We start from the raw sequence: 22,869 nt of genomic DNA on the forward strand, positions 1-22,869 counted from the left end.
GCGGTTAATCCCCCGCGCGCGCCAGCCCGGCATTGCTGTAGTCGTTGCGCGGGTTCCACAGCATCCAGCCGTCGGCGCCGAAATCCGCGGCGGCCTTGGTCTGCTCCCCGATCTCCTCCGCTCCGAAGGGGCGATGGTCGAAGGCGTAATCCGTAAAGGCCTGGAGCCAGGGGCGGAAGCGCAGCGGTGAAATGTTCAGCCGCTGCCGCGCCTGCGTGAGTGAAAGATAGACGATCTGGTAGGCATGGGCGACCGGGTTCGGGTAGCCGGGGATGCCGAATTGGAAGCCGGAGGGGTAGAGCATCGGGGAGATGTAGTCGACATTGGGGGCCACGGCGTCGAGCGTCTGGCCGATGCCGGTATCGTTGCGGTTCCAGCAGACATAGCCGAAGATGTCGGCGGAGATGTAAACATTATAGGGCAGTAATTGCTGTCTCGCCTCGGTCAGGAACCCGGCGATGGCGGCGATGCGCGCCGGAGCGGATACCGGCTGTGAGAATTGCAGGGTCTGCGAGGCATCGGGGAAGCGCAGATAGTCGAACTGGATTTCGTCGAACCCGGCCTTCGCGGCCTCGGCGGCGATGGCGATGTCGTACTCCCGCACCTCGGGCTGGAACGGGTCGGTCCAGGCCATGTTCTCGCGGTCGCGGAACAACCCGCCGCCGGTATGTACGGCGAGGTCAGGCCGGTAGGTGGCGAGTGGATCGTCCTTGAAGGTGACGATGCGGGCGATGGCGTAGAGGCCCTTGGCGTGCAGCATCCGCACGAAGGCAGCGAGATCGGGGATGGTGGTGATGCGCCTTGCGCCGTCCTGCTGCGCCAGGGGCACCGCGCTGGGATAGGGGATGAGGCCGTTATCGTCCTTGATGTTCACAACCAGCGCATTGACCGCGCCGCCTTGCGCGAGCGCCAGCGCATTGCCCAGAAGAACACGCGAGCCCGCGCCGTAGGCGCTAAGATACAGAGCATGCGGTGTGAATGGGGGGAGGGGGAGCTTGCCGTTGGTGGGCAGGGTGGCGAGGTCGAAGCTGCCGGCGCGGTAGCCGGGGGCGCGGATGAACAGCATTCCCGTGTTGCCCTGCGGGTCGAACCCGTCTTTGGCATCAGGGCGCAGCATCTGGCCGGCTTCCACGGCCATGGCATCCGGGATCGCCTTGCCCGTGACGGCATCCACCACTTGCAGAGATGCCGCCCATGCCGGGGGTGACAGCGTCAGTACGAGCAGGGCCGAGATCAGGCGGCGCATCATTGCGCGGGCTCAGCGACCAGAGCAGCGAAACCGGAAAGACTCAGCCCGCCGGAAACGGGGATGCGTGGAATGGCCAGTGCGTCACTCTCAGGGTGCGCCTGCCCGCCAGCGAAGGCGAACCCCCATTGATAGCCCGCGCGCTTGGCGGCGGCTTCAAGGCCCGGGTCGTAAATCCCATAGGGCCAAGCCAGCATGGTCACGGAGATGCCGAGCTTCTGCTCCAGTAGGCTCTTGGAGCGGGTCAACTGCATGTTCACGAAGGCGCTGTAATCGGCCGGGCTGCGCGTCGCCCGCTCCTTGCGGAAATCAGGGTGCCAATAGGTGTGAGACTGCACATCGACGAGGCCGGATTTCACCATCTCGTCCAGCTGCGCCCAGGTGAGGGCATAGGAGGCGTTGGAGATCGCCGAGGGGTAGATGAACAGCGTGACGTGGATATGACGCTGCTGGAGGATGGGATAGAGCTGGGTGAAGACGGATTCATGCCCGTCATCGACCGTGATCGCCACGGCATGAGCAGGAATATCGTGCCACTGCACGAGGTTTTGTAACGGAACGATTTTGCAATGATGCGCCGCCAGCCAGTCAAGCTGTTGCTCGAACGCGCTTGTGGTTACGGTTGTCAGCCCGGATTTTACGGGGTCGAACCGGTGATACACGAGTATGAGAACAGATGGCTCCGCCATGGCGGAGCCGGCAAGGGCGCAGAACAAGCCTGCAATAACGGCGCGAAGCCCAAAAAGCGGCATGAACGGAGCAACCTGATTGCAAGCGAGTTAAACAATTTATAGTCGCAGCGTAGAGGACGGGCCGTTGCGGTGGCAAGCCCAGTGGGGGCATTGACGCGGATCAACGCCCCTGCCGCACGTCAGGAATATGAATAGGCCGCGACTGAGGCGGGAGATCGTTGACCTTTTTAACTGAAACGCGGCGCAAAATGATTGAACAAAGCCTGCTGCTGACCGATGCGTATGAGCTGTCGATGTTGGAGGCCTACCGGGCGCACGGCATGGCGGAGATCGCGGTGTTCGAGCTGTTTTTCCGAAAGCTGCCACCGGAGCGAGGGTTTTTGCTGGCGGCCGGGCTGGAGCAGGCGGTGGAGTTCCTGCAAAATTTGCGGTTTGGGGCGGAGGAGCTGGACTGGCTCGCCGCCTCCGGCCTGTTCGCGCCGGATTTCGTGGCATCACTGGCTGAATTCCGCTTTACTGGTGATGTCGATGCCGTGCCGGAGGGGACGGTGGTGTTTGCCGATGAGCCCGTGCTGCGCGTCATCGCCCCGCTGCCGCAGGCGCAGCTGGTGGAAACCAGGCTGCTCAACTTGGTTCATTTCCAGACCGTGATTGCCACCAAGGCGGCGCGCGTGGTGCTGGCTGCGCCCGGCAAGCAACTGGTGGATTTCGGCCTGCGCCGGGCGCATGGGGCCGAGGCCGGGCTGCTGGCGGCACGGGCCAGCTACCTTGCCGGGTTCGGCGGCACCGCGACATTGCAGGCCAGCCGGGACTTCGGCATCCCCGCCATAGGCACCATGGCGCATTCCTACGTGCAGGCGCATGACGACGAGGCAGCTGCCTTCGAATACTTCGCCCGGGTGCGGCCTAGGGTGCTGACATTGCTGATCGACACCTACAACACCGAGCGCGGCGCCCGGATCGTCGCGGCCCTGGCCCCACGCTTGGCGGCGGAGGGCGTCACGGTGGGCGCCGTACGGCTGGATAGTGGCGACCTCGCCGCCCATGCCCGCGCCGTGCGCGCCATTCTGGACGATGCCGGGCAGCCCAACATCCGCATTTTCGCCAGCGGCGGGCTGGATGAATACAGCGTGCAGGCGCTGTGCAACGCTGACGCGCCGATCGAGGGTTTCGGCGTTGGTACCGCACTGACCACGTCCTCGGACGTTCCAGCGCTGGATTGCGCCTACAAGTTACAGGAATATGCCGGTACGCCCCGGCGCAAGCGCAGCGAGGGCAAGGCGACATGGCCCGGGCGCAAGCAGGTGTATCGGCGTTATGCCCCGGATGGTACGATCCTGAGCGACACTGTGGCCCTGCTCGACGAGCTGGTGGCCGGAGAGCCGTTGTTGCAACCCGCGATGCGCGGCGGCCTGCCAGTGCCAAGCCTGACCGGGCTGGCTGAAGCTCGTACCCGCGCTGCCGCCTCTCTGGCCCAACTGCCCCCGCCGTTACGGCGGCTGGAAAAGGCAGATGTGCCGGTTGAAATCAGTCCTGGTTTGCGCGCCCTGGCGGCGCGGCTGGACCGGGACAACGCCGCATGACGAACAGCCAGGACGAGGTGATCGGGTTTCTTTCCCGCCCGGAAAGCTACGGGCTGCATGGCGGCACTGTGGAGAAGATCGAGACCCATTGCTCCATCGTGTTCCTGGCTGGGGAGCGCGCCTATAAGTTGAAACGCATGCTCCGCTATTCGTCGCTCGACTACACCACGCTGGCGCGGCGCCAAGCCGCCTGTGCGGTTGAGTTGGTCCTCAACCGGCGTACCGCGCCGGCAATCTATCTTGGTGTCAGCAATATCTGCCGTGCCCCGGATGGCAAGCTCGTGTTTGACGGCCCCGGCCCGGTGCTGGAGCCCCTGGTGGCCATGCGCCGCTTCGCGCAAACCGCGCTGTTCGACCATTTGCTGGAGCATGGCAGGCTGACGCCCGCGTTGATGCAAGCGCTGGGCCGGGCCATCGCGCGGCTGCATAATGGCGCCGAGCGGACGCCGCAATTCGGTGGTAGTGCCGCGATGCGGCGTGTGATCGCGGATAATGCGCGCGAACTGGCCCGCGTGGCCAGCGCGTTGGACGGGGCCGATGCCAGCGCGCTCACCGCCCGCACCGCCGCGGCGCTGGAGGATGTGGCGGAGTTGCTCGACCGGCGACGGGCCGAGGGCAAGGTTCGGCGTGGCCATGGCGATTTGCGGCTGGCCAATATCTGCCTGTGGGCGGGGGTGCCGACGCCGTTCGACGCCATCGAGTTCAGCGACGAGATCGGCTGTATCGACGTGTTGTACGACCTCGCCTTCCTATTGATGGACTTGCTCGTGCATGGCTGTGCCGACCTCGCCAATGCCGCGCTTGATGCGTATCTGGATGTGGCGCCGGAAACCGACGGGCTGCGCGCACTGCCTTTGTTCCTGGCCCTGCGTGCCGGAACCCGCGCCTATGCTCTGGCGGGCAGCGCCACCCGGCAAGCGGATCCGGCCCAGGCCGCGCGCAAGATGGCGCTGGCGCGGCGGCACATAGCCGCTGGACGGAGCTTTCTTGCACCGCACTGGCGAGGCTTGACGCGGATCAATGCAGAAATGCAGCGGAAAGAGTTTGAGTCTCCCCGAAGCAAGGGCTGAGAGGATCATGTCCGAGTTTGGCCGTACTCTCCAGGTGCGCCTGCCGCCATTCGAGCGTGAGGGGGCGCTCGGCCTGCCGGCGGGTACGCCGCGCGGGATCGTGCTCTTCGCCCATGGCAGTGGCAGCAGCCATGGCAGCCCGCGCAACATGTTCGTGGCCGAGGCGCTGCGGAAAGCCGGGCTCGCCTTTCTGCTGTTCGACCTGCTGACCGATGAGGAAGCTGAGGACCGCGCCAACGTATTCGATATTTCGCTGCTCGCGTCGCGGCTGAACAAGGCCGCTACTTGGCTGGAGACCAATCTACCAGGCTGGCCGATGCCGCTGGGCTATTTCGGCGCCAGCACGGGGGCGGCGGCAGCGCTGGTGGGTGCTGCCGCGCGGCGGGATGTGCTGGCCGTGGTCAGCCGTGGTGGGCGGCCGGATCTGGCAGGTGATGCGCTCGGATCGGTGAAAGCCGCGACGCTGCTGATCGTGGGCGGGGACGATGCCGACGTGCTGGCGTTGAACCGCACCGCCTCCCGCCAGATGCGCTGTGAGCGCCGCGTGGCGGTGGTACCGGGGGCGACGCATCTGTTCGAGGAGCCGGGCACTCTGGAGCAGGTGGTGGAGCTGGCGCGGGACTGGTTCTTGCAGCATCTCAGCCCGCCGGGGGCATGACATGCTGTTTACCGACCGTGCCGATGCCGGCAAGAAACTCGCCAAGCGACTGCTGCACCTAAAGGATGAAAAACCTATGGTTCTAGCGTTGCCGCGTGGCGGCGTACCGGTGGCGTTCGAGGTGGCGAAGGCCCTGGCCGCGCCGCTGGATCTGGTGCTGGTACGCAAGATCGGCGTGCCGTTCCAGGAGGAATACGCGCTCGGCGCTATCGCCGATGGCGGGGAGCCGGAACTCGTGATCGACGAAGACAACCGCCGCAGCCTGAACATATCGGAAGACTATGTGGCGCAGGCGAAAGCCGAGGCGCTGGAAGAGATTGAGCGCCGCCGCCGCGTTTACCTGGGCAACCGCGCGCCAGTTGAGATCGCCGGGCATACGGCCATCATCGTTGATGACGGCATCGCCACAGGCGCCACTATGCGCGCGGCGCTGCGCGCGGTGCGGCGGCGCAACCCGGCGCGGCTGGTGCTGGCGGTGCCGGTGGCCCCGCCGGACTCGCTGTGGCGGTTGCGGGCCGAGGCGGATGAGACGATATGCCTGCACGAGCCTGAACATTTCTCGGCTGTTGGGCAGTTCTACCAGAATTTCGGTCAGACCCAGGATGACGAGGTCATCGCCCTGCTGGCACAGGCGGAGAGAAACACACCATGAGTTCACGCCCGCTCACCCTTTTCGGCTTGGTCGGCAGTCGCGAATTGACGGAAACCGTCGCCGCCCGGCTGGAGGTGACGCCCGCTCTCCACGAGGAGCGGCATTTCGAGGATGGCGAGCATAAAGCCAGGCCGTTGCAGGATGTGCGCGGGCACGATGTATTCGTGCTGCACAGCCTGCATGGCGACGACCGCGAGACCGCCAACGACAAGCTCTGCCGCTTGCTGTTCTTCTGCGGTGCGCTGCGCGATGCGGGGGCGGCGCGGGTAACCGCCGTGGTGCCGTATCTCTGCTACGCCCGCAAGGACAGGCGTACCAAACCCAACGATCCCATCACCACACGTTACGTCGCCGCCTTGTTCGAGGCGATGCAGGTGGATGGCGTTATCGCCGTGGAGGTGCACAACCTTGCCGCGTTCGAGAACGCATTCCGCTGCCCGGTCCTGCATATCGACACGATGCCGCTTTTCGCCGCGCATTTCGCGCCGCTGCTGCGGGATGAGAAGATTGTGGCGGTGTCACCCGATGCGGGTGGCGCCAAGCGCGCCGAGCAGTTCCGTCTGGCGCTGGAGGGGCTGACTAACCACAGCGTCGGCAGTGCCTATATGGAGAAATACCGCAGCTCAGGCGTGGTCAGTGGAGAGCTGTTGGCGGGTGATGTGCGCGGCAAGGTGGCGATCATCGTTGATGACCTTATCAGCACTGGCAACACTTTGGTGCGCGCGGCGAAGGCCTGCCGGGAGGGCGGGGCGTTGCGGGTGTTCACCGCGGCGGCGCATGGCTTGTTCATTGGCGGCGCGGCGGAGTTGTTCAGTACGGCGGAGATCAGCGGCATCACCATTGCCAATACGGTGCCGCCTTTCCGCCTGCCCGCGAATGTTGGGGCGCAGCGTGCGATGATTGTCGATGTCAGTGGCGCGATCGCACAAGCTGTTATGGCCTGTCACGACGCGTTCTGAGCGTGCAGTTGACTAAAAATTAACGCTGCTTCGGGCGGCTTGGGTGTAGTTTTGCAACCTCATCCAGGAGGCTCTCATGCAAGAGCAAGTTCAAATCGCATTCCGGGGGATGGATACGCCGATGGGGATCGAAGATTCGATCCGCGGCCATGTGGCTCATCTCGAAACATTCTTCAACCGAATCACCGCATGCAAGGTTCTGGTTGAGCCTGAGCATAAGCGCCATCACCAGGGGAATTTGTATCATATCCGCGTCGATCTAGTCGTGCCGGGGCGCGAGATCGTGGTAAAACGCGAGCCTTCCGCGCATCATGCGAATGAGGACATACATGTCGCGATCAAGGATGCTTTCGATGCAGCGAAGCGCCAGCTGCAGGATTACGTGAGGGAGATGCGGGGTGACATCAAGGCGCATGTCGAGCCGGAGATAGGGGAGATCACGCATCTTGTGCGTGACAAAGGCTATGGCTTTCTGCGCACGAGCGATGGCAACGAGCTGTATCTGCACAAGAATGCTGTCGTTGGCGGTAAGTTCGACGACCTGCATGTGGGCGATAAGGTGCGCTATGTGGCGGATGCGGGAGAAAACGAAAAAGGCCCTCACGCTAGCACGGTGATTCCGCTATGAGCGCTGGGCGGGAGTTGTTGGAGGCTGTTCGCGCCGCGCTGCACAGTGAGCCGAGGATTCATTCATGTGGCCAGATTAATCTAGCCCTTGCCAATGGCGAACTGACAATGGCCGGTGAGGTGGACCATATCGCCGGCAAGAAGCTGGCGCTGGAAGCGGTGGCGCGCATTCCTGGCGTGGACCGGATCATCGACAAGCTGCATGTTCACCCGTCCTCGCCCATGGGAGATGGCGAACTCCTCAACCAGGTGCGGGACGCGCTGGTGCAGGAAATCGCGCTTGCATCCTGCGTTGTTCGCGTCCGCAGCAAGGGACATGTGGAGACGGTGCAGGCCCCGCCTGAAGCCGACGGTGAGATCGAGATCCGTGTCGACGATGGTGTGGTGACGCTGGATGGCGATGTTCCAGGCCCCGGGGAGAAGCGCATCGCCGGTGTGCTTGCCTGGTGGGTGCCGGGTAGCCGCGATGTCATCAACGGCATAGGCGTTACACCGCCGGAGCAGGATAGCGAAGCCGCGGTGACGGATGCAGTGCTCCAAGTGCTGGAAAAAGATCCGTTCATCAATGCCGAGAGCATTCATGTATACACGCGCGGGCGGATTGTGACATTGACGGGCAGCGTGCCGCGCCCGGCGGAGCGTAAGCTCGCCGAGGATGACGCATGGTATGTCTTCGGCGTTGATCAGGTCGTGAACCAGCTCGAAATCCGTTGACTAAAAAGCTCGAATAAAGCCCCCGATGCATGGGGCATGGGCTGTTTTATTCCGTTTGATTGCCAAATTTCCCTAAATAGGTCAGAAGCCGCGCTGTAGAGTTATGGACGCAAAGGCGGGAGGCTATGCTTGCAGGTAGGGCGCAACCGGGAATGGCTAGATTTTGGCGGTTTCCGGACCAAATGCTGTGCCTTGCCAGCCGTGGCGGTCGTTCTCGAGAGCAGGCATTGAGCCGCTCACCATTCAGCCCAACAGAGTGAGAGAGTTCGAAGCATGGAACAAGACCGGGTTAAATCCACCGCCTTGCGGAGCCGGATTTGCGGGGCCGAAGATGCCGCCGCGCTGATTAGCGATGGCATGAGCCTGGGCTGTGGCGGGTTCACCCCTTCGGGCGCGCCCAAGGCTGTCTCGCGTGCGCTGGCGCAGCGGGCGGCCGAGGCGCACGGCCGGGGCGAGCCTTTCTCCGTGCGGCTGTTCACCGGCGCGTCCTCCAGCCCGGCGCTGGACGGCGCCCTGGCCCGCGAGAACGCGATCAGCTTCCGCATGCCCTATAACGGTGACGCTCAGCTGCGCGGGCGCATCAATGCCGGCGAGACGGCCTATGTCGACGCCCATCTCAGCCGCGTGGCCCCCTGGGTGCGCGCCGGGTTCTTCGGCGAGATCGACGTGGCGATCATCGAAGCGGCGGCGATCCGCGAGGATGGCGGCATCGTACCCACCCTCTCGATCGGTAACAACAAGACCTGGCTCGACATGGCCAAGACCGTGATCATCGAGGTCAACAGCCACCACAGCGCGGCCATCGAGGGCATGCACGACATCTGGGGCGGCGACACGTTGCCGGGTAGCGCACTGCCCATCCGCCGCGTGGATGATCGCATCGGCGAGACCGTGCTGCGGGTGGACCCGGCCAAGGTGCGTGCCGTGGTGCTAACCAATGAGCCCGACCTCAATGCCTCCTTCCGCGAGACCGACGACGGCGCGCGCCAGATCGCCGGACATCTCATGGAGTTCTTCCGCCACGAAACCGCCCGCGGCCGCCTGCCGCAAACGCTGCCGCCCCTGCAATCGGGCGTGGGCAACGTGGCCAACGCGGTGATGGCCGCCTTCAGCGAGGGGCCTTTCGAGAATCTGGTCGCCTATACCGAGGTGATCCAGGATGGCATGCTGGCCATGCTGCGCTCGGGCAAGATGCGCGCGGTCTCCGGCGCTGCCTTCTCAGTGAGCGTGGACGAGGCGAAGCGCCTGAACGCCGACATGGAGTTCCTGCGCAAGCATATCGTGCTGCGCCAGCAGGAGGTGAGCAACAACCCCGAGGTTGTGCGCCGCCTGGGTTGCATCGCCATGAACACCATGATCGAGGCGGATATCTACGGCAACGTGAACTCCACCCGCGTCATGGGCTCGCGCGTGCAGAACGGCATCGGCGGCTCGGGCGATTTCGCCCGCAGCGCGCTGCTCTCCATCTTCATGGCGCCATCGATGGCCAAGGCCGGCAGCATCTCCGCCATCGTGCCAATGGTCTCGCATGTCGACCACATCAACCAGGACGTGCAGATCATGGTAACGGAGCAGGGCCTCGCCGATCTGCGCGGTCTCTCGGCCCGCCAGCGCGCCCGCGCGATCATCGCTAACTGCGCCCACCCCGACTACCAGCCGATGCTGCTGGATTACCTCAACCGCGCCGAGAGCGGCCAATATGGAGGCGATACGCCGCATCTGCTGGGCGAGGCGCTCTCCTGGCATCAGCGTTTCGTCGAAACCGGCTCGATGCGCTTCTGATCCACGACCCAGGCGCGGTGGATGGTGCCGCGCCTGACCTCCCTGAACTGAGCTGCAAATTTGCATGACATTTCATGGCAATTTTGCAAAAAATTCCCAGGCACAAAAATAAACCAATAAATTTCAATAAGTTATTTTTGGCACGGTGGTTGCTCATCCCTCTCTGTCCATCTCGCGATGGGCAGGGAAGACCCCCGCCAAGACCGGACCCATAAAACCGGCGTGGAGGGGGAGACGCGAATCACATGGCGCAGGCCGTGGCTGATTCTTGGTGTCTAATGTTCAAGGGAGTTGTTAATGGAACCGCATGAGCATCACGCAGATGCCGTCCACGTCGCCTCTGACGACGTGCAACTGGCAGCGCTTGGGTATAGCTCGAATTTCGACCGCACCATGTCCGTGTGGCAGAATTTCGCCTTGGGATTCACTTATCTTTCGCCGGTTGTCGGCGTGTATTCTGTTTTTGCCTTCGGGTTGCAGGCCGGCGGCCCGCCGATGATCTGGTCCTATGTGCTCGCGGGCCTGGGGCAGTTCCTCGTGGCGCTGGTATTTGGCGAGGTCGTCTCGCAATTCCCCATCTCGGGTGGGCTGTACCCCTGGGCGCGCCGCTTGGTTGGGCGCCGCTGGGCCTGGATGGCCGGCTGGCTCTATGGTTGGGCGCTGTTCACCACTATCGCCGCCGTGACCCTTGGGGCGGGGCCGTTCCTGGCCACGCTGTTCGGGGTGAGTAACACGCCGGTATTCACCACTATCGCGGCGCTGGCGCTGCTTGGGCTGTCCACCGCCATCAACATGCGTGGCACCAAGCTGCTGGCCCAGGTGGCGATGTTCGGCTTCATCTGCGAACTTGTTGGCGCCATCGTGGTGGGGATCGACCTGTTCACCCTTCACCGGGTGCAGCCATTTTCTGTGGTGTTCAACACCTTCAACATTCAGGGCACCGGTTCTTACTGGCCAGCCTTCCTGGCGGCGGCGCTCGTCGGGCTGTTCTGTTGCTACGGCTTCGAAGCGTGCGGCGACGTGGCGGAAGAGACGCCCAATCCCGGCGTCAAGATTCCCAAGGCGATGCGCATGACGATTTATGTCGGTGTCGGCGCGTCCATCTTCGTCTGCCTGGCGCTGATGATGTCGATCCCCAACATGGCCGACGTGATCTCCGGCAAGGTCGCCGACCCGATCGGCGAGGTGCTGGCCACCGCGTTCGGGCCGATCGGCGCCAAGGCGGTCATCGTGGTGGTGATGGTCTCGTTCATCTCCTGCGTGCTCAGCCTGCAGGCCGCCGTCAGCCGCCTGCTGTTCGCCTATGCGCGTGACAAGATGATTATCGGCAGCACCTTCCTCACCCGTCTGGCCAAGAACGCTCATGTGCCCGAGGGCTCGCTGTTCGTGGCCGGGCTGGTGCCGGCGGCGATCGTGGTGATCGGCTACTTCCTGCAGGATGCCCTGGCCACGGTGCTGAACTTCGCGGTGATCGGCATCTATCTATCCTTCCAGATGGTGGTTGTGGCGGCGCTTTACGCCCGTGCCCGCGGCTGGCAGCCGAGCGGTCATTTCCGCCTGGGGGTCTGGGCTTGGCCGGTGAATATTGTGGCGCTGGCCTATGGTGTTTCCGCCATCGTCAACATGGCTTGGCCGCGCACGCCCTCCGAGGCTTGGTACCTGAACTGGTCCATGCCGCTCACGGTCGTGATCATCGGCGGTGCTGGCATTTTCTACATGCTGGTCGGGCGCCCGTATCTGCGCGGAACCGCACCCTATGCCGACGCAGCAAAGCTGCACAAGCGCCTGGGCTGATCCTGATCCTCTAACTAACGGATAACTTAAATGACGACTGAATTGACGGCCGGGGGCATGCCCCCGGATCCGCGAGGGGCGGCTTGTTTCCACGTCGTCCTGCCGGATATCGACGGCGGCCTGCGTGAACGCCGCGTCTCCCGCGAAACTTTCGAGGCCAACGTGTGTACCGGCGGCAGCTTCTGCAACGTGCTGCATAAATGGGACGCCGCCGACAACGTGTTCGGCGACGCGCCCTTCGAGAGCGAGGCGGTGGCGGTGGACGGGTCCTCGTATCGTCCTTACCCGTTCGAGCCCAACGCGGCCTGGGTGGTCACCGACTTCACCGGCCCGTCCGCCGAGACCAGCACGCGCAACGTGCTAATCCGGCAGATCGAGAAGGCCCGCAAACTCGGCTTTTCCATGCAGGCGGCGTTTGAGTTCGAGTGGCTGGTGTTCGAGGAGGACGCCGCCAGCCTGCGCGCCAAGCACTACGAGGGACTGACCCCGTTCGCGGTGGATAACCGCTGCTGGGACACGCTCTCGGGTGCCGCCAATGCGCCGTTGATCGCAGCGCTTGAGGAGACGCTGGCGGCGGCGGACATCACCACTGCCGGGTTGGGCATGGAGCTGGGTAAGGGCTGCCTGGAGGCCACGCTGCGCCATACCGACCCGCTGCGCGCCGCCGATGACGCGGTGTTCTTCAAGGCCGTGACCAAGGCGTTCTTCCGCCAGCAGGGCATGAGCGCCTGCTTCATGGCGCAGTCGGACGCCGCGGCCCCTGGGCTTTCCGGCCATATCCAGCTTTCGGTGCTGGATGCGTCGGGTAAGAACATCTTCGCCGCCGGGCCGGGCGAGCTTTCCGAAGCAGGGCGGCATTTCGTCGGCGGCGTACTGAAGCTGCTGCCCGAGGCGCTGGCGCTGCCCGCGCATACGGTGAACGCCTACCGCCGCATGACGCCGGGCAACTGGGCGCCGCGCACCGCCACCTGGAGCCTGGGCGGCTACACCACGGCCATCCGCGCGGTAACGGAGCCGCTCGCCGCCCCGCGCCTCGAATTCCGAATCCCCGCCGCTGATGTGAATCCCTGGCTGGGCCTGGGCTTTTTCCTCGGTGCCGGGCTGTGGGGCATCGAGAACCGCATCGCGCCATCCGAGCCGGTGCGTGCCTCGGGCAATGAATCCGCCCTGCCGGGCCTCACCCCGCTGCCGCGCGACCTCTTCGCTGCCACCCAGGCCCTGGCCGGCAGCGACACCGCCGCCGAGCTGTTCGGCAAGCCCTTCATCGACCGCTTCGTGCAGTCGCGCCTGCATGAGGTGGAGGCTCTGCGCCGTGCCGTGAGCGTGGCCGAGAAGTCCCGTTATTTCGAATCCGCTTAAGAAAAAAGGAAACTTCAAAATGGATGCTGTTACCCACACCTACAAATCCGACCTCGAAGCCTTCGTCGCCGACCCTCTGCGCGTTGAGCGCGTCCGCCAGGTGGCGGCCAAGATCAAGGCGCTGGGCATCGACCATGTGTATTACCAGTTCGTCTCCGCCACTGGGCGCGTGATGGGCAAGGCCGTGCCCGCAGCGCATTGGGAGGCTATCGCCAACAAGGGCGTGCAGCTTTGGTACGGCGCGGTGGCCGATGTCTGTGCCGACCGGCGCGGCAATTATATCGGCTATCCCTCCAATGCCGCCGAGCTGGTGGCGCTGCCGGATCCCGAGACCTTCGTGCAGCTCCCCTGGAACAGGCGCGTGGGCCGCGTGTTCTGCACGCTATTCCGCCACCGCGAGGAAGACGTGGACGCGGGTGCGTTCCTCACCTCCGACTGCCGCGGCAATCTGCGGCGCATCCATGCGGCGTTCAAGGCCAAGCACGGCATGGAACTGCGCGTGGGCTGCGAGCCGGAGATGATGTGGCTGAAGCGCGGCGAGGACGGCAAGGCCGCCGGCGGCGTGACCAAGCCCTACGCCTATCACATCGACCAGTTTGAGCAGCTCTCCCCAGTCATCATGCGCGTGCATGACTACGCCCGCGCCATGGGGCTGGACATGATCCAGGGCGACCATGAGGACGCTCCGGGCCAGCTCGAACTGAACATCATGTACGACGATGTGCTGCGCAACGCCGACCGCCTGATCACCTATCGGCAGATCTGCGCCCAGGTGGCGCGTGAGTTCAACCTCATCGCCACCTTCATGACCAAGCCGTTCATGGGTGTTTCCGCCAATGGCTGCCACCACAACGTGTCGCTGTGGTCGGGCGGCGAGGAGCGGCTGAACCGGCTGGAGTTCGAGGACGAGTTGCCCGGCATGGACGAGATGTTCAGCTACCGCAAGGGCGGCGCCAATGAGTTCCTGCGCCCCACCGGCGAGTGGATGCCGACCGAAACCGGCCTGCACTGCATCGGCGGCATGATCGAGCATCTGCCCGCACTTACGGCACTTGGTTCCTCGACCGTGAACTCTTACCGCCGCATGAGCGATCTCGGCTACTGGGCGCCGGTCTATGCCGATTGGGGCATGCAGAACCGCACCGTGGGCATCCGCGTTTCCGCCCCCGGCCGTGTGGAATACCGCGCCGTGGACAGCCTGGTGAACCCATACCTGATGGGCGGCGCGCTGCTGCGCACCTTCGATGACGGCCTGACCAACCGGCGCGACCCTGGCCAGCCGGAGCAGCGCAACATCTACGAGGCGATGGAAGCCGGCAAGCAGGTGAAGCGCCTGCCGACGGATCTCGGCGCGGCGCTGAACGCGTTGGAGGAAGACGAGGTGGTGATGAGCGCCTTGCCGGGCGACATGTCGCGCGTGTTCTTCGAGCTGAAGCGCGACGAATGGGAGCGCTTCATCTCCACCGTCACCGAGTGGGACTTCAACCGCTACCTGGAAATGATCCCGTAATATTTCACCTTCCATCCGGGGCGGCTTTGGCTGCCCCGGCCCGTGCAGAAAGGACGGACAGATGAGTGTCACATTGGACGCCGATTTCCTGAATGTTGCCGACCCGGCTTTTTCCATCCGCTCGCAGGCGGTGCGCGATGCGCGCGAGCGCAACTGGTACGCCCGTACGCCCTATGGCCTCGCGATTCTTCGCTATGCCGAGGTGAACGCGCTGATCAAGGACCCGCATCTGCGCCAGGGCAGCTACGCCTGGCCCGCGCATAACGGGGTGACCGACGGCGCCTTCAAGCTCTGGTGGGACAATATCCTGCTCAACAAGGAGGGCGCCGATCATTCCCGCCTGCGCAAGCTCATCAGCGCCGCCTTCACGCCCAAGCTGCTCAAGAACCTTACTCCGCGTTTCGATGCGCTGGCCAACGAACTGCTCGACGGCTTCATCGACGAAGGCCGTTGCGAGTTCATGGGCGATTTCTCCGAGCCCTACGCCACCCGCGTGATCTGCATGCTGCTCGGCACCCGCGAGGCCGATTGGCGCATGATCGCCGATTGGGCGACGCAAATGGGCATGGCGCTGGGCGTGAACTACAAGCGCGACCAGAAGATCGTGGACGCCGCGACGGAAGCTTTGTTCGACTATTCGCGCGGGCTGATCCGCGAGCGCCGCACCAATCCCGGCGAGGACTTCCTCACCCAGCTCGTCCAGGCTTCCGACAATGATGGCGCGCTGAGCGATGCCGAATTGCTGGACATCATCGTGCTGGCGATCTTCGGCGGCATCGACACCACCCGCAACCAGCTCGGCCTTGGCGTGCAGACGTTCATCGACCACCCGGACCAGTGGGAGCTGTTGGCGAAGCAGCCGGAGCTTTCCGCCCAGGCCGTGGAAGAGGTGATGCGCGTGCGCCCCACCGTCACCTGGGTCACCCGCGAGGCGGTGGAGGATTTTGAGTTCCAGGGGCTCCCCATCAAAGCTGGCACCACGGTGCATCTGTTCTCGGAATCCGCTGGTTCCGATCCGCGCGCGGTGGAGAACCCGGGCTTCGACATTGCCGCCCGCCGCCCGCTGCATTTCGGCTTCGGCATGGGCGGGCATCACTGCCTGGGCCATGCCGTGGCCCGGTCCGACATGGCGGTGGTGCTGCGCGTTTGGCCCGCGCGCGTGACCGCCCTGGCCAATGACGGGCCTGGCCAATGGCTGCCCGATAGCGGCAATACCGGCCCGCTCTCGCTGCCCATCACGTTCCAGCGTCGTGGAGGCGTGGTATGACCGCCAAGCCGCGCCTCGCCTATATCGCGCAGTTCGCGCATCCTGGCTCTTACGACAAATCCAAATGGGTGCGCGTGCTGGGCGGCGATGACGAGACCATCGGCTTCAAGGCCCTGCTGGACTCCTCAGGGCTGGCCGACGAGTTCGAGTATGTCGGCGTCTCCGCGCATGAGGGCGAGGACATCTCGCTCGATTACGATGTGGCCGTGCTTGGCGGCAGCTTTGCCTCGGTGCATGACGACTACCCCTGGCAGCGCGAGATCCAGAAATGGCTCACCGCCTGGCGGCGCACAGGCAAGCCCCTGATGGGCATTTGCGGCGGGCATCAACAGATGTCAGTCGTGCTTGGCGGCCATGTCGGCAAACGGCCCGAGGGGCCGGTCGTGGGCAGCCTGCCCGTCACCCGCACCGAGGCCGGGCGCAGCCATTTTCTGTTCCGGGGCTTTACCGATGACTCCCAGTTCTTCTTCGGCAATTTCGACCATGTGGACATTGCCCCGCCCGGCGCCGTCACTTTGGCCACACGCCCCGGCCTGCCGCACGCGGCGCTGGACCATGGCGGCAACTGGGTTTCGGTGCAGTTCCACCCGGAGACGACTTGCGACCGCATGGCGACATGTTGGGCCGAGCTCGACCCCGAACAGTCCCGCTGCTACAGCTTCATTCCCGATTGCCAGGGCATGGTGGAGAACTTCCTCCGCCACGCCTTGACGGCGCGTTGCGAAAGCGCAGCGCCTCGCGCAATACTGCAGCATGGATGACGAGGTGGCACCTTGACGGCACGGCAGGATGGCGGGCTGACGAACCAGCCTGACGATGGCGGCAACTGGGACGATTTCATCAGCGATCTGCTGGTGGATGTCGTTGACGCGACTGGCCAAATCATATGGGTGAATAGCACGCAGGCCGAGTGCCTGGGCTTGTCCCCGGCTGACATGGCCGGGCTGAATATCGAGGCCTGCTACGCGCCGGGTTCGGCCGAGGCGTTGCGCGAACTGTTCGGACGTACCCTGCCCGACGGTTTCGTGACCACGCTGGAGCTGGACCTCGCCGGCCAGGGCGGGCGGCGTGTGCGCACATTGGCCCGCTGCCGCAAGATCCTGCGCGCCGGGCAGCCCTGTTTCCGGCTCATCAAGCTCAATCTCGGCCATGTCGGCCGGGCGTACGACGACCTCCAGGCCGATAACGAGCTGTTCCGCCGTATCATTGCCGATGCCAGCGAGGCGCATTGGTGCATCGAGTTTCTCGAACCGGTCGATATCAACCGCGCGCGTGAGGAGGTGGTGGACCAAATCTTCGCCAACCGCTCGATCTGGCGCGTGGCCAACCCGGCCATGATGGCTCTCTACCAGTTGCCGAATGCCGGAGAGTTCCGCTCTTTCGACGTCCGGCTCTACTGGCCGCGCACGCCGGAGAACGAGGCGTTCGTCGGTCAGATCATCGATGCCAATTACCACATTGATGCTGGTATTTCCTCGGACCGCCGCCATGACGGCACCACGGTGAATCTCGAGAACGATGTGCGGGCTGAGATCCGCGAGACTTTTCTGTACCGCATCTGGGGGAATTGCCGCCTGGTCCGCCCGCCCGCGCAGACGACATGATCCGCCCCACCGAAATCAGCCCCTTCCGGCTCGGGATCAGGGGGCAGGAGGCGGTGTCCGACGAGACGCTGGCCGCCTTGTTCGCGCTGCCCGCCTTTCGCATTGTCGCCGCGGCGCTGCCGGACCCGCTGCTGGCCGTGGATTCGGACGAGAACATCCTGTTCCTGAACGCGGCGATGGCGCAGCTCTCCGGTATTCCCGCCGCCAGCGCCGAGCGCCTGCCGCTGGCCAATTTCCTCCGCCGCGCCGGGTTCCGGCTGGAGGAAAACCCCGAGGATGAAGGGCGCACCGATGGCTTGGCCCGGCTGGTCTCCACCGCCGATGGCCGGTTTCTGCCGGTGCAGCGCCGCGTTCTGGCCAGCGGTGAGCTGGCTCGCGGATACCGGCTCTACATTGTCCGTCCCGGTGAAACCCCGGTCTTGCCGCGCCGCGCCTCCCGCGCGGCCCCCCGCGCCGATGCTCCCGAACTGGCCCTGCCGCCAGGGCTGAAGGAGCAGGTGCAACGCGCCACCAGGGCGTATCGGCGCGGGGTGCGGATTCTCCTGCTTGGCGAGTCTGGCGTCGGCAAGACGGTGATAGCCCGGCATGTCCACGATCTGGCGGCGGGTAAGGAAGCGCCGTTCGTGCATGTGAACTGCGGCAGCATCCCGGAAACATTGTTCGAGTCTGAAATGTTCGGCTATGAGCGCGGGGCCTTTACCGGTGCGTTGCAGGCGGGTAAGCGCGGTTTTGTCGAGGCCGCGCGCGGCGGCACGCTGTTCCTCGACGAGGTGGGCGAGATCCCGCTTTCCTCACAGGCCAAGCTGCTAAAGTTTCTTGAGGACAGCACGATCCAGCCGGTCGGTTCGCCGGTTTCCAAACGCATCGAGACCACTGTGATCACCGCCACCAACCGCGACCTGCGCGAGATGATCGCGCAGGGACGGTTCCGTGAGGATTTGTTCTACCGCATCGCCACCTTTCCCATGCTCGTGCCCTCGCTGCGCGACAGGCCAGACAAGGAGGCACTGCTCGATGCGCTGCTGGCAAAGGTGAATGTTGGGCGGCAGCCGCAGCTGCGTCTGGCCCCCGACTGCCGGGCGGCGCTGCTGGCCGCGCATCTGCCTGGCAATGTGCGGGAACTCTCCGGCATTATCGACTATCTCGACATTGTCGCGGATGAGGTGGCGATGCCGAAGCATCTGGAAACGGTGCTGAGCGTGGCTGGCGCGCCCCCGGCCGTGCCATTTTTGCAGGCCGAGGGCACGACGCTAAAGGAGATGACCGCTGTCTTTGAGGATCAGGTGCTGCGCGACGCCATCGCCAGATACGGCTCGAAGCGCGAGGCCGCGCAGCATCTGGGGATCGACAACGCCACGCTGATCCGCAAGCTACGCCGCCTCCCGGGGCAAGGGCTGGCCGGTTAGCCGGCCAGTGTTTCCTTCAGCGGGATGTTCCCATCGGCGGCGCGGCTGGCATCCAACCGCGCACCGCTCGACACCAGGGCTTTTCCGGCGGCATAGTCCTTGGTGCGGTTCACGCAGTCCAGCGCGATGAGCCGTCCCTCCCGCAGATACAGGATGGCAAAGCTGCGGGCAGCCTGATCGCCGCGCAACAACGCCGTGTCGTGCCCCATGTTCAGACCGGCGCTTTGCAGGCGCAGATCATACTGGTTGGACCAGAACCAGGGCAGAGCCTCATAAGGCTTGGCCTGGCCAGCGATGGCATGAGCAGCGGTGATCGCCTGGTCTGTCGCGTTCTGTACCGATTCAAGCCGTACCCACTCGCCCTGGGCAAAGCGGTTATGGTGGCGCGCGCCATCGCCCGCCGCGTAGATGCCGGGCAGGCTGGTGGCGCAGAATTCGTCCACCTCCACCCCGTTACCCCCGGCCGCCCCCGCCGCCAGCAGCGGCGCCACCACCGGCACGATGCCGATGCCCGTGATCACGAAATCGGCGGGAAGTTCCTCGCCATTGACCAGCACGACGCTGGTAACGGCGCCGTTCGCGCCACGAAATTCGCGCAGCTGGGCGCCAAGGCGGATCTCCACCCCATGCGCGCGATGCTCGGCCTCGATGAAGCGCGAGAGCGCCTCCCCGGCGACGCGCGCCAGCACGCGCTCCTGCGCCTCCAGCACGGTGACATGATGCCCACGCTTGCGCAGCACTGCCGCCATCTCCAGCCCGATATACCCGCCGCCAATGACGACCGCGCGGCGGGGGACGTCGAGTTTGGCGGCGATCGCGTCGGCATCTTTCTTGTCGTGCAGCGTGAACACGCTGGCGAGGTCCGCGCCGGGGCAGGTGAGGCGCCGGGGCGTGCCGCCCGTGGCCCAGAGCAGCTTGCCGAAGCCGAAATTGCGGCCATTGGCCAGCGTCACCTGTTGGCGCGTGGGATCAATCGCCGTCACGGCGGCGTTGGTGAGGATGTCGATTTTCTGCTCGGCCCAGAAGCGGGCGGGACGGATCAGGCAGGTCTCGAATGTGCGCTGCCCGAGCATGTAGTCTTTCGAGAGTGGCGGCCGCTCATAGGGCAATTCAGCCGTGGCCTCTAGAATGACCACGCTGCCCGTAAAGCCGAGTTGGCGCAGGGTGATGGCGGCGGTGGCACCCGCCTGGCCGCCCCCGACGATCAGGACATCTGATGCGGACAAGGCTCAATCCTCGGGTGCGATGATCACATGCAGCGGCGCCATGCCCTCGGCCAGGATGACTTGGCAGGCGAGGCGCGAATTCTTCTGGCGTTCCGAGGTGCCGTCGAGCAGGTCGTCTTCATCCTCGCTCATGGCCGAGAGCGGGGCTTCGCTGTCCACGTACACATGGCAGGTGGCGCATGAACAGCTTCCCCCGCACAGGGCCTTGATGTCGTAAATGCCCTGGTCGCGGATTGTCTCCATGAGGGACATCCCCGGCGCGGCGGCAAATTTATGTTCTGCGCCCGTGCGATCGATCACGACTAAATCCACCAAGACACAATTCCTCCTCATTCTGAGTTCAGCGATAATTACTTGCCAAAGTAAACAGCAAGAATTGTGCCGGAGAGGAAAGCAAGAAGAAGCGCGGCGATTGGTGTTTTGTGTGGTGCAAATTTGCCTATGCCGCTGCGATTTTGTTTGGGGTTTGTCCGTGCCGGGCGTCCATCTTCTACCATTTGCTCATATCCGGGAAATTCTCCAAGCTTGCCGCGCATTTTTCCGCAATTGACGAAATTTGAGCTCAGCAGAGGGCAAAATCGGCGCTTTTGGTTTGGCATGGGCTTTGCGAACCCGTCCCTCAACAAAACCAGAATTGGGGAGAAACAGGTGCTTACAGTTCAAGTCATGCGGCGCCGTGTGGTTGCCGACAACATCATCGCGCTTGAATTGCGCTCCGCCGCTGGCGCCACGCTGCCTGCCTTCAGTGCCGGCGCTCATATTGACGTGATGCTGCCCAACGGCCTGATGCGGCAGTACTCGCTGCTGAACGACCCGGTCGAGACGCATCGCTACGAGATCGCCATTCTGCGCGATCCCAACAGCCGGGGTGGTTCGCTCAGCGCGCATGCGGATATACGCGAAGGGACGGCGCTGAACATCGGCGAGCCTCGCAATTTGTTCCCGCTGGCGCCCGAGGGCGGGGCGCTGCTGTTCGCGGGCGGTATCGGGGTGACGCCGCTGCTTGCCATGGCCCATACGCTGCACCGGCTGGGCAGAGCGTTCGCCCTGCATTACTGCACTCGCACCAAATCCGCCGCCGCCTTCCGCGACGAACTACGCGCCGGCCCGTTCGGCGGCGCTATGTGGTTCCACACGGATGATGGTCCCGCCAGCCAGAAACTCGACGCCGCCGCCGTGCTGGCCGCCGCTTCGCCCGGCACGCATATATATGTCTGCGGCCCGGCGGGGTTCATCGCGCATATCTACGCCACTGCCCGCGCCGCAGGCTGGGCGGAAGATCGGCTGCATTCGGAATCCTTCGCTGCAACTCCTGCAGCTCCCGGCGGTGAGTTCAATCTACGCCTGACCAAGCGCGGCATCGTCGTGCCGGTGAGGGCGGAGCAATCGGCTCTGGATGCGCTGCTGGCGGTTGGGGTCGATCTGCCCGTCTCCTGCGAGCAGGGCATTTGCGGCACCTGCGTCACCCGCGTGCTGGAGGGCGAGCCCGAACACCGCGACAGCTTTCTCACCAAGGCCGAGCGTGCCCGCAACAACTGCTTCACCCCCTGCGTCTCACGCGCCCGCACGCAAGAGCTGGTGCTCGACCTCTGAGTTTCGTGGCGGCTGAAGGCGCGGCCGCCATGATCCCCATCAAGCGCCGTTCAACAAAAACATGAGGACCCAAGAATGCTGCAAAAATCCCCTGGTATCTTCCTGGAGAACGCCTGGTACGTCGCCGCGCTCTCCACCGACCTCAACGGCACCGATCTCCTCGCGCGCACGCTGCTGAACCGGAACGTGCTGATGTACCGCACCGAGAACGGCGAGGCGGTGGCGATGCAGGATCGCTGCCCGCACCGCTTCGTGCCGCTGCATCTGGGCAAGCGCGATGGCGACGAGGTGGTGTGCCCTTATCATGGCCTGCGCTTCAACGGCTCAGGCGCCTGCACGCATAACCCGCACGGCAACAAGCTCATCCCCAAGGCCGCCAAGGTACGCACCTACCCGCTGCTGGAGCGCTACGGTTTTGTCTGGATCTGGCTGAGCGACGCCGAGGCGGATGAGAGCCTGCTGCCCGACTACTCGCCGCTGGTCACTGGCCATGAGAACGCCGTGGGCTACACCTACATGCACACCGCCGCGAATTACGAACTGATCGTGGATAACGTGATGGATCTCAGCCATATCGACCATCTGCACGGCGAGATCATCACCACGCGCGGCAAGCTCTCGCCCATCACCCCCGCGCTGCGTGAGAGCGACACCACCCTCTCCGCCCGGTGGGAGTGGGAGCAGACCCCGGCTTTGCTGATCTTCAACCAGTTCCTGCCCAAGCCCGAGGACGAGGCCCGGCATTTCTTCGACATCACCTGGGCGCCGCCCGCCAATATCCAGCTCTCGGTGGGGGCGACCCAGAATAACGGCGCGCTCGACCTCGCGAACTGCATCGGCCAGTACGATTTGCACACCGTCACCCCCGAGACCGAGACCACCACGCATTACTGGTTCGCCACGCGGCGCAATCATCTGGTCGAGGATGAAGCCTTCAACAAGATCAAGATCGAAGCCATGCACGGCGCTTTCGCCAACGAGGATCTGCCCCTGCTGGAGGCGGTGGAGAAGGAGATGGATGGCGGCGAGTTCTTCTCATTGTCACCGGTGCTGATGAGCAACGACATTGCCCCGGTGAAGGTGCGGCGCCTCCTGCGTCAGCTCATCGAACAACAGGGCTGAAACTT

At 64.3% G+C, this 22,869-nt stretch carries 22 protein-coding genes; 17 read left to right on the forward strand and 5 right to left on the reverse strand.

What is annotated here, in order from left to right:
• Positions 1-4: 4 nt before the first annotated feature.
• On the reverse strand, positions 5-1,249 hold the full coding sequence (locus HNP71_RS06510) for a putative glycoside hydrolase (protein ID WP_183266078.1): 1,245 nt from the start codon (positions 1,247-1,249) through the stop codon (positions 5-7).
• Positions 1,246-1,935, reverse strand: coding sequence for a polysaccharide deacetylase family protein (locus tag HNP71_RS06515; RefSeq protein WP_221246663.1), 690 nt, complete (start codon positions 1,933-1,935; stop codon positions 1,246-1,248). Before HNP71_RS06515 ends, HNP71_RS06510 begins: the two co-directional genes overlap by 4 nt.
• 251 nt (positions 1,936-2,186) lie before the next feature.
• On the opposite strand from HNP71_RS06515, the gene HNP71_RS06520 reads away from it, so the two are divergent.
• From HNP71_RS06520 to HNP71_RS06590, 15 genes are all read left to right on the forward strand, one after another.
• On the forward strand, positions 2,187-3,521 hold the full coding sequence (locus HNP71_RS06520) for a nicotinate phosphoribosyltransferase (protein WP_183266080.1): 1,335 nt from the start codon (positions 2,187-2,189) through the stop codon (positions 3,519-3,521).
• Positions 3,518-4,591: a phosphotransferase gene (locus HNP71_RS06525; protein WP_183266081.1), complete on the forward strand. Its 1,074-nt coding sequence runs from the start codon at positions 3,518-3,520 to the stop codon at positions 4,589-4,591. Before HNP71_RS06520 ends, HNP71_RS06525 begins: the two co-directional genes overlap by 4 nt.
• 7 nt (positions 4,592-4,598) lie before the next feature.
• Positions 4,599-5,249, forward strand: coding sequence for a dienelactone hydrolase family protein (locus HNP71_RS06530; protein ID WP_183266082.1), 651 nt, complete (start codon positions 4,599-4,601; stop codon positions 5,247-5,249).
• 1 nt (position 5,250) lies between these two features.
• Entirely contained in the window at positions 5,251-5,901 is a 651-nt protein-coding gene (locus tag HNP71_RS06535; protein WP_183266083.1) for a phosphoribosyltransferase, read from the forward strand.
• Complete coding sequence (locus HNP71_RS06540; protein ID WP_183266084.1) at positions 5,898-6,860, forward strand: ribose-phosphate diphosphokinase; 963 nt, start codon at positions 5,898-5,900, stop codon at positions 6,858-6,860. Before HNP71_RS06535 ends, HNP71_RS06540 begins: the two co-directional genes overlap by 4 nt.
• 76 nt (positions 6,861-6,936) lie before the next feature.
• A complete protein-coding gene (locus HNP71_RS06545; protein ID WP_183266085.1) occupies positions 6,937-7,488 on the forward strand; it encodes an HPF/RaiA family ribosome-associated protein in 552 nt (183 codons plus the stop codon).
• Complete coding sequence (locus HNP71_RS06550) at positions 7,485-8,201, forward strand: BON domain-containing protein (RefSeq protein WP_183266086.1); 717 nt, start codon at positions 7,485-7,487, stop codon at positions 8,199-8,201. Before HNP71_RS06545 ends, HNP71_RS06550 begins: the two co-directional genes overlap by 4 nt.
• 273 nt (positions 8,202-8,474) lie before the next feature.
• Positions 8,475-9,983 carry a succinate CoA transferase gene (locus HNP71_RS06555; RefSeq protein ID WP_183266087.1) on the forward strand — a complete coding sequence of 503 codons (1,509 nt, stop codon included), beginning with the start codon at positions 8,475-8,477 and terminating at the stop codon, positions 9,981-9,983.
• Positions 9,984-10,280: 297 nt separating this feature from the next.
• Entirely contained in the window at positions 10,281-11,777 is a 1,497-nt protein-coding gene (locus HNP71_RS06560) for an APC family permease (protein ID WP_183266088.1), read from the forward strand.
• 30 nt (positions 11,778-11,807) lie between these two features.
• Positions 11,808-13,136: a type I glutamate--ammonia ligase gene (locus HNP71_RS06565; protein WP_183266089.1), complete on the forward strand. Its 1,329-nt coding sequence runs from the start codon at positions 11,808-11,810 to the stop codon at positions 13,134-13,136.
• Between the two features lie 19 nt (positions 13,137-13,155).
• The gene (locus HNP71_RS06570; RefSeq protein ID WP_183266090.1) at positions 13,156-14,646 is read left to right on the forward strand and encodes a glutamine synthetase family protein; all 1,491 of its coding nucleotides are present in this window, start codon (positions 13,156-13,158) and stop codon (positions 14,644-14,646) included.
• A gap of 61 nt (positions 14,647-14,707) precedes the next feature.
• On the forward strand, positions 14,708-15,913 hold the full coding sequence (locus HNP71_RS06575) for a cytochrome P450 (protein ID WP_183266091.1): 1,206 nt from the start codon (positions 14,708-14,710) through the stop codon (positions 15,911-15,913).
• The gene (locus HNP71_RS06580) at positions 15,910-16,674 is read left to right on the forward strand and encodes a type 1 glutamine amidotransferase (RefSeq protein WP_183266092.1); all 765 of its coding nucleotides are present in this window, start codon (positions 15,910-15,912) and stop codon (positions 16,672-16,674) included. The genes HNP71_RS06575 and HNP71_RS06580 overlap by 4 nt, the downstream gene beginning before the upstream one ends.
• A gap of 12 nt (positions 16,675-16,686) precedes the next feature.
• Positions 16,687-17,517 carry a PAS domain-containing protein gene (locus HNP71_RS06585; RefSeq protein WP_183266093.1) on the forward strand — a complete coding sequence of 277 codons (831 nt, stop codon included), beginning with the start codon at positions 16,687-16,689 and terminating at the stop codon, positions 17,515-17,517.
• Positions 17,514-18,923, forward strand: coding sequence for a sigma 54-interacting transcriptional regulator (locus HNP71_RS06590; protein ID WP_183266094.1), 1,410 nt, complete (start codon positions 17,514-17,516; stop codon positions 18,921-18,923). Before HNP71_RS06585 ends, HNP71_RS06590 begins: the two co-directional genes overlap by 4 nt.
• Here HNP71_RS06590 and HNP71_RS06595 read toward each other — a convergent pair.
• From HNP71_RS06595 to HNP71_RS06605, 3 genes are read right to left on the reverse strand one after another with little or no spacing between them, the layout of a single operon-like run.
• Complete coding sequence (locus HNP71_RS06595; protein WP_183266095.1) at positions 18,920-20,149, reverse strand: NAD(P)/FAD-dependent oxidoreductase; 1,230 nt, start codon at positions 20,147-20,149, stop codon at positions 18,920-18,922. The two genes, HNP71_RS06590 and HNP71_RS06595, sit on opposite strands and share 4 nt — an antisense overlap.
• Before the next feature lie 3 nt (positions 20,150-20,152).
• A complete protein-coding gene (locus tag HNP71_RS06600; RefSeq protein WP_221246664.1) occupies positions 20,153-20,449 on the reverse strand; it encodes a 2Fe-2S iron-sulfur cluster-binding protein in 297 nt (98 codons plus the stop codon).
• A 50-nt stretch (positions 20,450-20,499) separates the two neighbouring features.
• Positions 20,500-20,685 (reverse strand): hypothetical protein, encoded by a 186-nt coding sequence (locus HNP71_RS06605; RefSeq protein ID WP_183266097.1) that lies wholly within the window; start codon positions 20,683-20,685, stop codon positions 20,500-20,502.
• 130 nt (positions 20,686-20,815) lie between these two features.
• On the opposite strand from HNP71_RS06605, the gene HNP71_RS06610 reads away from it, so the two are divergent.
• Both HNP71_RS06610 and HNP71_RS06615 read left to right on the forward strand, forming a co-directional pair.
• A complete protein-coding gene (locus tag HNP71_RS06610) occupies positions 20,816-21,742 on the forward strand; it encodes a PDR/VanB family oxidoreductase (protein ID WP_246344108.1) in 927 nt (308 codons plus the stop codon).
• 75 nt (positions 21,743-21,817) lie between these two features.
• Complete coding sequence (locus HNP71_RS06615) at positions 21,818-22,864, forward strand: aromatic ring-hydroxylating dioxygenase subunit alpha (RefSeq protein ID WP_183266099.1); 1,047 nt, start codon at positions 21,818-21,820, stop codon at positions 22,862-22,864.
• The last annotated feature ends 5 nt before the right edge of the window (positions 22,865-22,869 follow it).

Source organism: Acidocella aromatica, from assembly GCF_014201825.1.
Taxonomy (GTDB): Bacteria; Pseudomonadota; Alphaproteobacteria; order Acetobacterales; family Acetobacteraceae; genus Acidocella; species Acidocella aromatica.

Bases quoted from the DNA above. Each gene is read 5' to 3' on its own strand.
- HNP71_RS06510 (WP_183266078.1), bottom strand. From the start codon at position 1,249: ATGATGCGCCGCCTGATCTCGGCCCTGCTCGTACTGACGCTGTCACCC.
- HNP71_RS06515 (WP_221246663.1), bottom strand. From the start codon at position 1,935: ATGGCGGAGCCATCTGTTCTCATACTCGTGTATCACCGGTTCGACCCC.
- HNP71_RS06520 (WP_183266080.1), top strand. From the start codon at position 2,187: ATGATTGAACAAAGCCTGCTGCTGACCGATGCGTATGAGCTGTCGATG.
- HNP71_RS06525 (WP_183266081.1), top strand. From the start codon at position 3,518: ATGACGAACAGCCAGGACGAGGTGATCGGGTTTCTTTCCCGCCCGGAA.
- HNP71_RS06530 (WP_183266082.1), top strand. From the start codon at position 4,599: ATGTCCGAGTTTGGCCGTACTCTCCAGGTGCGCCTGCCGCCATTCGAG.
- HNP71_RS06535 (WP_183266083.1), top strand. From the start codon at position 5,251: ATGCTGTTTACCGACCGTGCCGATGCCGGCAAGAAACTCGCCAAGCGA.
- HNP71_RS06540 (WP_183266084.1), top strand. From the start codon at position 5,898: ATGAGTTCACGCCCGCTCACCCTTTTCGGCTTGGTCGGCAGTCGCGAA.
- HNP71_RS06545 (WP_183266085.1), top strand. From the start codon at position 6,937: ATGCAAGAGCAAGTTCAAATCGCATTCCGGGGGATGGATACGCCGATG.
- HNP71_RS06550 (WP_183266086.1), top strand. From the start codon at position 7,485: ATGAGCGCTGGGCGGGAGTTGTTGGAGGCTGTTCGCGCCGCGCTGCAC.
- HNP71_RS06555 (WP_183266087.1), top strand. From the start codon at position 8,475: ATGGAACAAGACCGGGTTAAATCCACCGCCTTGCGGAGCCGGATTTGC.
- HNP71_RS06560 (WP_183266088.1), top strand. From the start codon at position 10,281: ATGGAACCGCATGAGCATCACGCAGATGCCGTCCACGTCGCCTCTGAC.
- HNP71_RS06565 (WP_183266089.1), top strand. From the start codon at position 11,808: ATGACGACTGAATTGACGGCCGGGGGCATGCCCCCGGATCCGCGAGGG.
- HNP71_RS06570 (WP_183266090.1), top strand. From the start codon at position 13,156: ATGGATGCTGTTACCCACACCTACAAATCCGACCTCGAAGCCTTCGTC.
- HNP71_RS06575 (WP_183266091.1), top strand. From the start codon at position 14,708: ATGAGTGTCACATTGGACGCCGATTTCCTGAATGTTGCCGACCCGGCT.
- HNP71_RS06580 (WP_183266092.1), top strand. From the start codon at position 15,910: ATGACCGCCAAGCCGCGCCTCGCCTATATCGCGCAGTTCGCGCATCCT.
- HNP71_RS06590 (WP_183266094.1), top strand. From the start codon at position 17,514: ATGATCCGCCCCACCGAAATCAGCCCCTTCCGGCTCGGGATCAGGGGG.
- HNP71_RS06605 (WP_183266097.1), bottom strand. From the start codon at position 20,685: ATGCGCGGCAAGCTTGGAGAATTTCCCGGATATGAGCAAATGGTAGAA.
- HNP71_RS06610 (WP_246344108.1), top strand. From the start codon at position 20,816: ATGCGGCGCCGTGTGGTTGCCGACAACATCATCGCGCTTGAATTGCGC.
- HNP71_RS06615 (WP_183266099.1), top strand. From the start codon at position 21,818: ATGCTGCAAAAATCCCCTGGTATCTTCCTGGAGAACGCCTGGTACGTC.